Raw genomic sequence first — 12,468 nt, forward strand, 5'->3', positions numbered from 1 at the left:
GCGCGCGGTGTCGCACGGGGCCGGGGCGGGCGCAAATGCATTCTTTGCAGGATGATTATGAGGGGGGCGCAACCGATACCGGCGCCAGGGTCATGACAGGGGTCGCCGGGGCGCGGACCGCGCGGATAAGATCCAGCGCGGCCAGCGTCAGTTGAGCGCGGCCAGGCGCGGCCATGAATAGCGGCTGCCAGTCAGGTGCGAAGCAGGATTTGAACTGGCGCAGCCCGGCACCGCCGCCATGGCGGAAAAAGCGGGCGCGCAGGTTGCGTTCCAATGCGGTTGCGCCACCGGGATGCGCGGGGGCGGCCGCAAGCGACAGGCGGGCTATGTCCCGGGAGGCCGCAACGCGGATGGCGTGGTCGACCAGCGCGTACATCGTGCCGTCCGGCGCGTCCGGCAGAACGCGCATCAGATCGAGACACCATTCATGAGGGGAGGCGTGGAAGGTGACAAATCCTGCAAGCTGTCCTTCGAGATGGGCAAGAAACACCCGTTGACCGGCAACATAGGGACCGTCGAACCGCCCCATTGTCAGACCGCGCGCCGCACCGTGGCGGTGTTCCCAGGCCCGCGACACATGCGCCATTTCCGTCAGCGGCAGCGGCGCCGCGGCGTCGGATACACAAATGCCCGCGGCGCTGGCATGGCGCAGCTTGCGGCGCAGCTGGCGAAAGGCGGGCCCGGCAATAGCATGATCCGCCGGGCAAAGGATGGCTTCGTCCGATATGTGGATGACCGTCCACCCGGCGCGGCGCGCATGGACGGCCTGGCGGGAACTGATCTTGTATTTGCACACGATTCGGTTTTGCGCGCGCGCGGCGCGGCGCAGCGGTACGGCCAGCGCGCCGGAATGCCCCTCCAGTGGGTCGAACAGCGCCGTCAGGGTCTGTCCGGTGCGCACGATGCCACAGCGCCCGCCCTCGCACGAGAGGATGGCCCCGCCATTCTGGCGTATGACGCCAAGCTCGGCCCGCGCGCCACCCGTGATGTCCAGCGCATCAAATGCGTGAAACCGGCGGGCGAACGCGCCCGGTGGCGGGGAGGTTGGCGCCTTGCGCAGGGCCGACAGGAAGACGAGCCCGCCCAGTACCGCCGGTACGGCGTAATAGACAGCACGAAAGGCAAGTATCGCGGCCATGAGCGCAGTGTCGGGTTGCGACGGCAACAGGGCGAGCATGGTCAGTTCGAACGGGCCGACCCCGCCCGGTGCGCCCGAAAAGACCGCAGCCCCCAACGCAATCAGGAAAACCGGCCACAGGGTAATGAACCCGATGGAAAGCATATCAGGCATCAGGACGTAGAAAGCCAGCCCGGCAAACAGGGTATCCAGCCCGCACAACAGCAACACCGCCGCCATGGCGGGCAGGGTTGGCATCGATATCCTGCGCCCGCCGCGTCCGAGAACCGGAAAGAAAAAGCCAAGCAGAACAAGCCCGCAGGCGGCCAGCAGGATCAGGAACGGCAAGACGGCCGGGATATGCGAACTTGGCAATAGCAGGGCCGCAAAGGCGATCATCACGGCCAGTGACGCAAGAAAGGTGATGGCGACGAATCCTGCCAGGCGCGCGGCGTCTCCCACGGTCAGTGCCGGGACCATCCGCCAGCGCACGAAGGCCCCGACCACGACCCCGGCCCCGAGAGTCTGGCCCAGCGCGATCGCCACGGCGCCGGCTCTGGTGGCTTGGCGGGACGGGCGCTGTATCTGGAAATGCCGCAGCGCGATCACGTCATAGCGCGCCACCGCGAGAAAGCTGAGGCCGGTGAAAATCAGCGCGGCCAGCCATTGCCAGGCAGATACACCCCCCACCAGCACCCATGTGGCGGCGAAATCAAGCGAGTCCAGCTGGCGCGCCAGAAGGATCGTGAAGCCCAGACCAACCGCCACCGGAATCCCGTGCCGCATGATCCTGCGGGAGCGTGCAAATATGCCCGGAACAGAGTGCAGCGCCATGTCATGGTTCCCCGATACATCCCGCCGCATTTTGCGGGCATGGGTGTTTCAGGGCGCTTAATGGCGAAAATTGACTCGAAAAAAAACGCGCAAGCGTCAGCCTGCGCGCCATTGTCACAGTCCTGTGATGTGCGGGCGGTCAGATCCCGGCGACAAGCTGTTCCTGGGCCAGGGCCAGCAGTTCGGCGCGTTTGGCGCGGATCGTCTCGGCATCGACCTGGCCGTCGAGATCGCCGGCGACCTTGCGGATCACGTCCTCGTGGCCGGCCTCCTCGAAATCGGCGATGACGACGGTTTTGGCATAATCCTCAGCCTCTTGGCCGGTTTTGCCCATCTGTTCTGCGGCCCACAGGCCCAGCATCTTGTTGCAGCGCGCCTCGGCCTTGAATTTCATCTCCTCGTCATGGGCAAACTTGTTTTCAAAGGCGTTTTCGCGATCGTCGAAAGTGGTCATCGGAACGGTTCCCTGAATGCGTTGAATTCCCTTCTGATATGCCCTCAGAACGGACAGGCTGCAAGGGGAGAGGTGCGCTTGCGACAATGCCGCCCATCCAGTATGAGAGCGCCAGAAACCGGGACTCATCCCGGATCAGCAAGGGTGACATGCGATGGCGCGCGGCAAGAAGATCTACGAGGGCAAGGCCAAGATATTGTTCGAAGGGCCCGAGCCGGGCACCATCGTACAGTATTTCAAGGACGATGCGACCGCGTTCAATGCCGAAAAGAAGGACGTGATCGACGGCAAGGGTGTGTTGAACAACCGCCTGAGCGAGTATTTCATGACCGGGCTGAACCAGATCGGCGTGCCGACGCATTTCCTGAAACGGATGAACATGCGCGAACAGCTGGTGCGCGCCTGCGAAATCATCCCGCTCGAAGTGATCGTGCGCAATTTCGCCGCCGGATCGATGAGCACGCGTCTTGGCATCGAGGAGGGCACGCAATTGCCGCGCCCGATCGTGGAATATTGCTTCAAGGACGACTCGCTGGGCGATCCGCTGGTGACGGAAGAGCATATCGCCGCCTTCGGATGGGCCAGCCAGCAGGATATGGACGACATTCTGGGCCTTGCGCTGCGGGTCAACGATTTCATGTCGGGCGTGATGTATGGGGTCGGCATTCGGCTGGTCGATTTCAAGATCGAGATCGGCCGGGTTTATGACGGCGATTTCCAGCGCCTTGTCGTGGCGGATGAGATCAGTCCGGACAGCTGCCGGTTGTGGGACATGGAGACCGGGCGCAAGCTGGACAAGGATGTGTTTCGCCGGGACCTGGGCAACCTGACGGATGCCTATGCCGAAGTGGCGCGCCGACTGGGCGTGATGCCCAAGGGGACCGGCCCGCAAAAACCGACGCTGGTGAACTGAACCGCGCCGCACGCAAACAAGATCCACAGGAAAGCCGGGTGGCCCCGCGCTTTGTCAGACCGGAGACTATGACGATGAAAGCACGTGTGTACGTGATGCTGAAAAACGGCGTTCTGGACCCGCAGGGCGAGGCCGTGCGCCACGCGTTGGGGGCCCTGGGCTTTGATGGAGTCGAGGGCGTTCGCCAGGGCAAGGTGATCGAGCTGGATCTGGCCGACGGCACCTCCGAGGACACGATCAGGGACATGTGTGAAAAACTGCTGGCCAACACGGTGATCGAGAGCTACCGCGTCGAGCTGAATTAGGAAAAGCGCATGAGGGCCGCGCATCTGATCGCCTATCGCCAGCCATTGGCGCTGACCACGCTGCCGGACCCGGCGCCACCTGCGGATGGCGTGGTTTTGCGGGTGCTGGCCTGTGGGGTGTGCCGGTCGGACTGGCACGCCTGGAGCGGCGCGGACCCGGATGTGGCGCTGCCGATGGTGCCGGGGCATGAATATTGTGGCGAGGTGGTCGCCGTGGGCGCGCAAGTGACCCGCTGGAAGACGGGTGATCGGGTGATCGCGCCTTTCATACTGGCGTGCGGGCGCTGTGGTGATTGCGCCAGCGGGAACCAGACCATCTGTGCCACGCAGGTCGTTCCGGGCTTCACATGTGACGGCGCCTTTGCCGAGATGATCGCCGTGGCCCATGCCGATGCCAACCTGACCGCGCTGCCCGAGGGCATGGCGCCGGAACTGGCCGCCGGGCTGGGATGTCGTGTGACCACCGCCTGGCAGGCGCTGGTGGGGCGGGCCGGGTTGAAGCCGGGCGAATGGCTTGCGGTATTTGGCGGCGGTGGCGTTGGAATTTCCGCCTTGTTGCTGGGCCGGGCGCTGGGCGCGCGGGTTGTCGTTGTCGATGTGGTGCCCGAAAAGCTGGACTATCCGCGCGCGCTGGGGGCTGACGCGGTGGTGAACGCCGCCGAGGAAGGCTCGGTTGATGCGGTGCGCGAGATAACCGGCGGCGGGGCGCATGTGTCTGTCGAGGCGCTGGGGATCGAGACCACGACCGTTGCGGCGCTGCGGGCCCTGCGCAAGCTGGGGCGCATGGTGCAGATCGGAATGCCGGCGGGCGACCATGCCCGGATGCATTTGCCGATGGATGTGCTGTATTCCGGGCAGCTGAGCGTGCATGGAACGCGCGGAATGCCCAGTTGGCGCTATCCGTCGCTGTTGAACCTGATTGCCGGGGGGCATGTGGATCTGAGCCCGCTTGTCACCCGCACGATTTCCCTGTCACAGGCCAGCGACGAACTGGCCGCTTTTGACCGCCCCGCGCCGCCGGGCGTGGCCGTGATCACCGATTTTCTGAGCTAGGAGAGCCCCTATGCGTGCTGCCGTCATCGTTTTCCCCGGATCCAACTGCGACCGTGATCTTGCTGTGGCGTTCGAACGCGCGGGCATGGATGTGCAAATGGTCTGGCACAAGGATACCCAATTGCCCGAAGGGCTGGATATCGTGGGTGTCCCGGGCGGGTTTTCCTTTGGAGACTATCTGCGCTGTGGTGCAATCGCGGCCAATTCGCCGATCTGCAAGTCGCTGATCGCCCACACGGAACGCGGCGGCTATGCAATCGGCATCTGCAACGGGTTCCAGATCCTGACCGAGACCGGCATTCTGCCCGGTGCGCTGCGCCGCAATGCCGGGTTGAAATACATTTGCCGCAGCGTGGGGCTGACCGTGGAAAACAACGAAACGGCCTTTACCGGGGGCTATGACAAGGGGCAGGTGATCGACGTTCCGATCGCGCATCATGACGGCAATTATTTCGTCACCGACGACAAGCTGGCGCAACTGCGGGACGAGGGGCGGATCGCATTTACCTATACCGACAATCCCAACGGGTCGGTTGCGGATATTGCCGGGGTGATTTCCCGGAACCGCCGGGTTTTGGGTATGATGCCCCATCCCGAACGTGCCGCGGACGAAGGCCACGGCGGTACCGATGGGGTGGCAATGTTCCGCTCGTTGATGGAGCAGTTGGCGACGGCCTGACTTGAGGCGCGGGCAGGTGGCGCGTAGTCTGGGCTCCATGAGCCCGCCAGCAACGATTGATCCGCCGCTGTCAAGGCCGCAAGCCGCCAGTTGGCGCGCGCGCGCGGCCGTTCTGGTGCTGTTTGTCATTGCCGGGGTCACGATCTGGATCACCAACAGTCTGCTGACCGATCGCTTCACGCAGAACACCCACAACCGGGCCGAATTGCGCCTGGCGTTGTATTCGGGAAACCTGTTGTCGGAGTTGCGCCGCAATGCCATCGTGCCGCAGCTTCTGGCCAAGGACCCGGCGCTGATCGGTGCGTTGAACTCGGACGATTTTTCGCAATCGACCGCCCGTTTGATTTCCTTTGTGGATGAAATCGGGGCGGCGTCGCTGTTGCTGCTGGATGAGAGCGGCCGCGCGGTGGCGGCCACGGACCGCACGCGGTTGGGGGCCAATCATCGCAATGATCCGTTTTTCGTGAACGCGCTGCGGTCCAACACCACGCTGTTTTCCGTCACCGAGGATCCTGCCGGGGCGAACAGGTTCACCTATTCGCGGCGCCTGGACAGTCAGGGCCAGGGAATTGGCGTGATTGTCGTGGAAGTGGACCTGCAAAAATTCGAACGCGCCTGGGCGGGGATTTCGGATGCCGTTTACGTGACCGACACTCATGGCAAGATCATCCTGGCCTCGGAGCCGCGATGGCGCGGTTTGACCGAGCCGGAGGCCATGGCGCGCCAGCCGGCGAAAGGCGCGATCGAGCGGGCCATCCAGGCGACCGCCGATTGGGCGCAGGTGTCGGCGGATGCCTATTTGCAGGGCGAAGCGGTCATGCGCAAGGATGTGCGCATTCCCTTCCGCGGCTGGCGGATGACTTCATTCACCTCCTATGCCGGAGTGCGCGAAAAGGTGAACGCGGTTCTTGCGCTGGAGATCATGGGCTTTGCCATCCTGCTGGCGCTGGCGTTTTATGTACTCAGCCGCAAGAGCGCGCTGCGCATGGCTCTGTTCCAGAGGGAATCGGCGGAACTGCGCGCGCTGAACCTGCGTTTGCAGCGCGAGATCGCCGAGCGCGAACGGATGCAGGAGAGTCTGGCGGTGGCCGAGCAATCCCTGGCGCAAAGTTCGAAACTGGCGGCGCTGGGCGAAATGTCGGCGGCGGTGAGCCACGAATTGAACCAGCCGCTGGCAGCGATGAAAACCTATCTGGCGGGCGCGCGGCTTTTGTTGCGGCGCAACCGTGCCGAAGAGGCGCTGTCGTCGTTCCAGCGGATCGATGACCTGATCGAGCGCATGGGGACGATCACCAAGCAGCTGAAAAGCTATGCGCGCAAGGGCGGAGACGATTTCGTGCCGGTCGACATGGCCGAGGCGCTGGCGTCGGCCCTGTCGATGATGGAGCCGCAGCTGCGCCAGCGCAAGGTGAAGATCAACAGGATCATACCCGATGCCCCGGTGCGGGTGATGGGGGACCGGGTGCGCATTGAACAGGTGATGATCAACCTGTTGCGCAATGCATTGGACGCAACCGAAGGCACGGATGATCCCGAGATCGACATTATCCTGGCGGCCGGGGAAACGGCGACATTGACGGTGCGCGACAACGGATCGGGCATCAAGAATCTCGACGATCTGTTCGAGCCGTTCTTCACCACGAAACAGCCGGGCGACGGGGTTGGTCTTGGGCTGGCGATTTCCTCGGGGATCGTGAACGATCTGGGCGGACGGCTGACGGCGCGCAACGGTCAGGTGCGGGGGGCTGTATTTGAAGTGCAACTGCCTATCTTGAATGAAGACATAGAAGCAGCGGAGTAAACGCGTGGCACAGGGTATGAAGATCGCCATTGTCGATGACGAACAGGACATGCGTCAATCCATCAGTCAGTGGCTGGCCTTGTCGGGATATGACACGGAAACCTTTGCCAGCGCCGAAGAGGCGCTGCGCGCGCTGGGGCCGGAATATCCGGGGATCGTGATCACCGACATCAGGATGCCGGGCATGGACGGGATGCAGTTCCTGAAAAAGCTGATGGGGGCGGACAGTGCCTTGCCGGTGATCATGATCACCGGGCATGGGGATGTTCCCATGGCCGTCGAGGCGATGCGGGTGGGGGCGTTTGATTTCCTGGAAAAGCCGTTCAACCCTGACAACATGACCCGACTGGCCAAGAAGGCCGCCAACGCGCGCCGTCTGACGCTGGACAACCGTGCGCTGCGGCGCGAGTTGAGCGATGGCAGTCAGATCATGAAAAAGCTGATCGGTTCCAGCCCGGTGATGGAGCGCCTCAAGGAAGATATCCTGGATCTGGGGCAGGCGGATGGGCATGTTCTGATCGATGGCGAAACCGGTACCGGCAAGACGCTGGTGGCCCACGCGCTGCACGCGGTGGGCAGCCGGGCGGGCCGGAAATTCGTTCTGGTCAGTTGCGGCGCCTTTGCGGAAGAGGCGCTGTCGCGGCGGCTGTTCGGCCCGGTGATGCCCGAGGACAGCCATTTGCCCGCGATCGAAGAGGCGCGCGGTGGCACGCTGGTGCTGGAGGATATCGAGAGCCTGAGCGACACGTTGCAGGCCAAGCTGTTGAACGTGATCAACGAACAGGGCACGCCGGCCGAAACCCGGATCATCGCGATCTGCAACATGCAGGAGCAGGACCGTACCAGCGAGGACGCGCTGCGCGCGGATCTGTTTTACCGGCTCGCCGCGCTGCGCATTACCGTGCCGCCCCTGCGCCAGCGCGGCGAAGACATCCTGACGCTGTTCACCCGCCTGGGCGAGCAGTATGCCGAGGAATATGGCTGCGAAGCGCCCAAGGTCAGCGCCCAGGAGGCCGCACAGCTGTTGCAAGCGCCCTGGCCGGGCAATGTGCGCCAGCTGATCAACCTGGCCGAACGCTCGGTGCTGCAATCGCGCCGGGGCGGGGGAACGATTGCGTCGCTGTTGATGTCGGATCATGACGAGATGCAGCCGGTGATGACCACCGAGGGCAAACCGCTGAAGGAGTATGTCGAGGCGTTCGAGAGGATGCTGATCGACAATACCATGCGCCGGCATCGCGGCTCGATCGCGTCGGTGATGGAGGAGCTGTGCCTGCCGCGCCGGACCCTGAACGAGAAGATGGCGAAATATGGATTGCAGCGGGCGGACTACCTGTAGATGGAGGTCCGGATCCCGGGCGCAGCCGTCCCGGTCGGCCCCGCAGATGCGTGCCGCGGGCCTGGTGCCGGCGGGTCGGGAAATCGGGGCGACAAAACGGAGCGGCAACCGGCAGGGAAAAGGGGGCTGGCCCGGTGCGGGGGTGGTGCCGCGCCCTGGTTGCGCAAATGCGCGGCGCGCAGGGGGCCGCGCGCCCCGGGGCGGAGACGTTTCACCATTGTAATTCCCCTGCCTCTGGTCTTATGTAGTCAGACGGCAGGTGCGTATCGCGCCCTGCCGCATGAGTTTCGCTGGATCGTGACGTGCAAAGGGCCAGAAGCCGGCCGCCATGACCAGACCGATTAGGCCCTCAAACCGGGCCACTGAGACGCCGACGCGCGACTGCGCAAGGCAAGTAACAGGCGTAAAGACCAAGGTAATTGGCCCCTGCGTCGGAGAAGAAACGCGATGACGCGCGCGAATGAATTGACTGTCCGGGCAGAGGCCGCAAGCGGCCCTCGTGGACTCGCGCCGTACCTCGCTCAGACAAGACACCCCCTGCAATCCCTCCATCCCGGCCTTCCGGGACGCGCGCGATTGCGGCGGTGCATACGGATAACATGGCTAAGAAAATGCTCATCGATGCCACCCACGCGGAAGAAACCCGCGTCGTGGTGGTGGACGGAAACAAGGTCGAGGAATTCGACTTTGAATCCGAAAACAAGCGCCAGCTTGCAGGCAATATCTATCTAGCGAAAGTAACACGGGTGGAGCCGTCGCTTCAGGCGGCGTTTGTCGACTATGGCGGAAACCGGCATGGTTTTCTGGCCTTTTCGGAAATCCATCCTGATTACTATCAGATACCGGTGGCCGATCGTGAGGCGCTGCTGGAAGAGGAACGCGCCTATGCCGAGTCGCTGAAGACGCGCGACGAGGACGACGAAAAACCGAAATCCTCGCGGTCCCGTTCGCGTTCGCGTTCGCGTTCGCGGTCCAAGAAGACCGAGGACACACCGACGGATTCGGCCAGGGAAACCGGTTCCGCCGCCGTTGCGGCGCAGGACTCCGGCAAAGCCGCCGACATTACGGGTATGGAAACCATCGATCTGAACGATGACGCGCCGGACGAGACCGAAGGCCTGTCGCCGATGGAACTGGTTGCGGAGACGCCGGTGGAAGAACCGGCAGACACCGACGCGCTTGCGGTGGAAGACACCGCGCCGGAAGGCGAAGTGACCCCCGAGGCCGGGGCGGAGACGCCGCGCTCGGATGAGACATCCCAAGAGGAGCCCCAGGAAGAGGCGGTGTCCGGTGAGATGGCCGAATCCGAGGCTGAAGAGGCGGCTGAAGAGGCATCCGCGCCCGAAGAAGCGGACGCGGACGCAAAGCCCGCAGATGATGGCAAGACCATCGCGGCCAATACCGAGTCCGATGACGCGGTGGCGACAAAGGATCCCGATACCGGCGAAGAGACAGAGACAACCGCGACGGAAGACGCCGACGCCGACGCAGAGGCCGGCGGTGAAACGGACCGCGTGCACGCCCGGGGCGCGACAGCATCGGACAAGGATGACAGCATCGAATCCGTGGCCGAAGAGGATGACAGCGAAGACATTCGCCCCCCCCGCAAGCCACGCCCGCGCCGTTACAAGATTCAAGAAGTGGTCAAGGTGCGCCAGATCATGCTGGTGCAGGTGGTCAAAGAAGAGCGCGGCAACAAGGGCGCCGCTCTGACGACCTATCTGTCGCTGGCCGGGCGCTATTGCGTGTTGATGCCCAATACCGCGCGTGGCGGCGGCATCAGCCGCAAGATCACCAATGCCGCTGACCGCAAGAAGCTGAAAGAGATCGCTTCGGAAATCGAAGTGCCGCAGGGTGCGGGGCTTATCGTGCGCACGGCGGGCGCCAAGCGCACCAAGACCGAGATCAAGCGCGACTATGATTACCTCAAGCGCCTGTGGGAGCAGATCCGCGAACTGACGCTGAAATCCATCGCGCCGGCGAAGATCTATGAAGAAGGCGACCTGATCAAACGGTCGATCCGTGACCTGTACAATCGAGAAATCGACGAAGTTCTGGTGGAGGGCGAGCGCGGATACCGGATCGCCAAGGACTTCATGAAGATGATCATGCCGTCCCACGCCAAGAACGTGAAGAACTACCACGATTCGTTGCCGCTATTCGCGCGGTATCAGGTGGAAAGCTACCTGTCGTCGATGTTCAACCCGACGGTACAGCTCAAGTCCGGCGGTTACATCGTGATCGGCGTGACCGAGGCGCTTGTGGCGATCGATGTGAACTCGGGCCGGGCCACCAAGGAAGGCTCGATCGAGGAAACCGCGCTCAAGACCAATCTGGAGGCCGCCGAGGAGGTGGCGCGCCAGCTGCGTCTGCGCGACCTTGCCGGGCTGATCGTGATCGACTTTATCGACATGGACGAGCGCAAGAACAACGCCGCCGTGGAAAAGCGCATGAAGGACAAGCTGAAGACGGATCGCGCCCGCATCCAGGTGGGCCGGATTTCCGGCTTTGGCCTGATGGAGATGAGCCGTCAGCGGCTGCGCCCCGGCATGATCGAGGCCACCACACAGCCATGCCCGGCCTGCCATGGCACCGGGCTGATCCGGTCGGAAGACAATCTGGCCCTGTCGATCCTGCGCCAGATCGAGGAAGAGGGCACCCGCCGCCGGTCTCGCGAGGTTCTGTTGACCTGCCCGGTGGCCATTGCCAATTACATCATGAACCAAAAGCGCGAACATGTGGCCCAGATCGAGGCGCGCTATGGTCTGTCGGTGCGGATCGAAGGCGATGTGCATCTGATCTCGCCCGAATTCACGCTGGAGAAGTTCAAGACGGCCACCCGTGTCGTGGCAGAGCCGACCGCGCCTGTGGTGTCGGTGGACACGTCGATCATGGATGAGATCGACGAACTGGACGCGGTCGAGGAAGCGGACGTGGTCGACGCGGCAGAAGACGCCGTGGAAGACGAGACCAAACCGAAGAAGCGCCGTCGGCGTCGTCGGCGCCGCAGCAGCAAGTCGTCCTCGGGATCTTATGAAAACGGCAGGGATGGGTCAGACAGCGATGAAGATTCGGGCGATGAGACCGCCGCTTCAGAGCAGGATGCGCAGCCCGAGTCTGAAGCAACATCCGAGGCCAGCCCGCAGGAGTCCGAGGAAAAGCCGAAATCATCCCGTTCGCGCAGCAGAAGTTCGCGAAGCCGGTCGAGTTCCAAGAAAACCGACGAGACCGTTGCGGCGGTAGAGGCCACGCCGGTTGCCGAACCTGCCGCACCGCAAGAAGAGGGCGCGTCCGCTGATGACGCCGAGGCGACCGCGCCGCAAGACATTGACGGGAGCGTTGCGGAGGAGGCCCCTCGGGCCCCTGTGACAGCGCCCGTCGCGGTGGAAGAGGCGGCGGCGCCGATTGAGGCCGAAATCGAGGCGGCTGCCGCACCCGAACCCGAGGAAGACACGGCGCAAGCTATGGATGACGCCCAGCCAGAGCCGCAAGCGCCCGCGGAACCGCCCAAGCCGAAACGGCGTGGCTGGTGGTCTGCCGGTCGATGAAGAACGCAACGCCGGGGTCTGCCCCGGCGTTTGCTTTTGGCGGGATCAGCCTTTTTCCACGACAAAGACGATGTGCCCGTCTGCCTCGGTCATGTTGATCAGGGTATGTCCGGCCTCGTTGCAGAAATGCGGTACGTCCACGATCGCAGCCGGGTCATCCGCCAGAAGCGTGATGCGCGTGCCCTGTGGCAAAGGCATCATGCGTTTGCGCAGGCGCAGAACGGGCAGGGGGCACAATAGCCCGATGGCATCGATTTCCGTATCCATGGCAATGACATAAAAGCGCGCCGGTCGGCTGTCCACAGGGTTGTGGACATTTTGACGCCGTGACGCCGCAAGAGTGGCGTGGCGGGAGCGGATAAATTGTGCGACAGGTGCCGCATGTCTGGTGTCGTCCGTCATCGGAGACTTCCACCAAGGCGCAC

The 12,468-nt window shown here is 63.5% G+C and carries 10 protein-coding genes; 7 read left to right on the forward strand and 3 right to left on the reverse strand.

Annotated features, from left to right (window positions below; all coding sequences use genetic code 11):
- Positions 1-55: 55 nt before the first annotated feature.
- Both I3253_RS02145 and I3253_RS02150 read right to left on the reverse strand, forming a co-directional pair.
- Positions 56-1,951 carry a phosphatidylglycerol lysyltransferase domain-containing protein gene (locus I3253_RS02145; protein WP_197915973.1) on the reverse strand — a complete coding sequence of 632 codons (1,896 nt, stop codon included), beginning with the start codon at positions 1,949-1,951 and terminating at the stop codon, positions 56-58.
- A gap of 139 nt (positions 1,952-2,090) precedes the next feature.
- Positions 2,091-2,405 carry a DUF1476 domain-containing protein gene (locus I3253_RS02150; RefSeq protein ID WP_197915974.1) on the reverse strand — a complete coding sequence of 105 codons (315 nt, stop codon included), beginning with the start codon at positions 2,403-2,405 and terminating at the stop codon, positions 2,091-2,093.
- A gap of 154 nt (positions 2,406-2,559) precedes the next feature.
- On the opposite strand from I3253_RS02150, the gene purC reads away from it, so the two are divergent.
- The 7 genes from purC (at position 2,560) to I3253_RS02185 (ending at position 12,043) form a co-directional block, all read left to right on the forward strand.
- Positions 2,560-3,318 carry a phosphoribosylaminoimidazolesuccinocarboxamide synthase gene (gene purC / locus I3253_RS02155; protein WP_197915975.1) on the forward strand — a complete coding sequence of 253 codons (759 nt, stop codon included), beginning with the start codon at positions 2,560-2,562 and terminating at the stop codon, positions 3,316-3,318.
- Positions 3,319-3,392: 74 nt separating this feature from the next.
- The gene (purS, locus tag I3253_RS02160; RefSeq protein ID WP_197915976.1) at positions 3,393-3,623 is read left to right on the forward strand and encodes a phosphoribosylformylglycinamidine synthase subunit PurS; all 231 of its coding nucleotides are present in this window, start codon (positions 3,393-3,395) and stop codon (positions 3,621-3,623) included.
- Positions 3,624-3,632: 9 nt separating this feature from the next.
- Positions 3,633-4,676 carry a zinc-dependent alcohol dehydrogenase family protein gene (locus I3253_RS02165; protein WP_197915977.1) on the forward strand — a complete coding sequence of 348 codons (1,044 nt, stop codon included), beginning with the start codon at positions 3,633-3,635 and terminating at the stop codon, positions 4,674-4,676.
- 10 nt (positions 4,677-4,686) lie between these two features.
- Positions 4,687-5,355, forward strand: a complete 669-nt coding sequence (purQ, locus tag I3253_RS02170; protein ID WP_197915978.1) for a phosphoribosylformylglycinamidine synthase subunit PurQ — start codon at positions 4,687-4,689, stop codon at positions 5,353-5,355.
- Between the two features lie 37 nt (positions 5,356-5,392).
- Positions 5,393-7,156 (forward strand): sensor histidine kinase, encoded by a 1,764-nt coding sequence (locus I3253_RS02175; protein ID WP_197916163.1) that lies wholly within the window; start codon positions 5,393-5,395, stop codon positions 7,154-7,156.
- A 4-nt stretch (positions 7,157-7,160) separates the two neighbouring features.
- Positions 7,161-8,495, forward strand: coding sequence for a sigma-54-dependent transcriptional regulator (locus I3253_RS02180; protein WP_197915979.1), 1,335 nt, complete (start codon positions 7,161-7,163; stop codon positions 8,493-8,495).
- A 599-nt stretch (positions 8,496-9,094) separates the two neighbouring features.
- Positions 9,095-12,043: a ribonuclease E/G gene (locus I3253_RS02185; RefSeq protein ID WP_197915980.1), complete on the forward strand. Its 2,949-nt coding sequence runs from the start codon at positions 9,095-9,097 to the stop codon at positions 12,041-12,043.
- A gap of 45 nt (positions 12,044-12,088) precedes the next feature.
- Here the strand turns inward: I3253_RS02185 and I3253_RS20680 are convergent, their stop codons facing one another.
- A complete protein-coding gene (locus I3253_RS20680) occupies positions 12,089-12,445 on the reverse strand; it encodes a sulfurtransferase TusA family protein (RefSeq protein WP_332262112.1) in 357 nt (118 codons plus the stop codon).
- Positions 12,446-12,468 lie beyond the last annotated feature (23 nt).

The organism is Thiosulfatihalobacter marinus (genome assembly GCF_016019955.1).
GTDB classification, from domain to species: Bacteria; Pseudomonadota; Alphaproteobacteria; order Rhodobacterales; family Rhodobacteraceae; genus Shimia; species Shimia marinus_A.

What these genes read in the sequence shown, in the direction of transcription:
- I3253_RS02150 (WP_197915974.1), bottom strand. Translation starts at nt 2,405, where the DNA reads ATGACCACTTTCGACGATCGCGAAAACGCCTTTGAAAACAAGTTTGCC.
- purQ (WP_197915978.1), top strand. Translation starts at nt 4,687, where the DNA reads ATGCGTGCTGCCGTCATCGTTTTCCCCGGATCCAACTGCGACCGTGAT.
- I3253_RS02185 (WP_197915980.1), top strand. Translation starts at nt 9,095, where the DNA reads ATGGCTAAGAAAATGCTCATCGATGCCACCCACGCGGAAGAAACCCGC.
- I3253_RS02175 (WP_197916163.1), top strand. Translation starts at nt 5,393, where the DNA reads ATGAGCCCGCCAGCAACGATTGATCCGCCGCTGTCAAGGCCGCAAGCC.
- purC (WP_197915975.1), top strand. Translation starts at nt 2,560, where the DNA reads ATGGCGCGCGGCAAGAAGATCTACGAGGGCAAGGCCAAGATATTGTTC.
- I3253_RS02165 (WP_197915977.1), top strand. Translation starts at nt 3,633, where the DNA reads ATGAGGGCCGCGCATCTGATCGCCTATCGCCAGCCATTGGCGCTGACC.
- I3253_RS20680 (WP_332262112.1), bottom strand. Translation starts at nt 12,445, where the DNA reads ATGACGGACGACACCAGACATGCGGCACCTGTCGCACAATTTATCCGC.
- purS (WP_197915976.1), top strand. Translation starts at nt 3,393, where the DNA reads ATGAAAGCACGTGTGTACGTGATGCTGAAAAACGGCGTTCTGGACCCG.
- I3253_RS02145 (WP_197915973.1), bottom strand. Translation starts at nt 1,951, where the DNA reads ATGGCGCTGCACTCTGTTCCGGGCATATTTGCACGCTCCCGCAGGATC.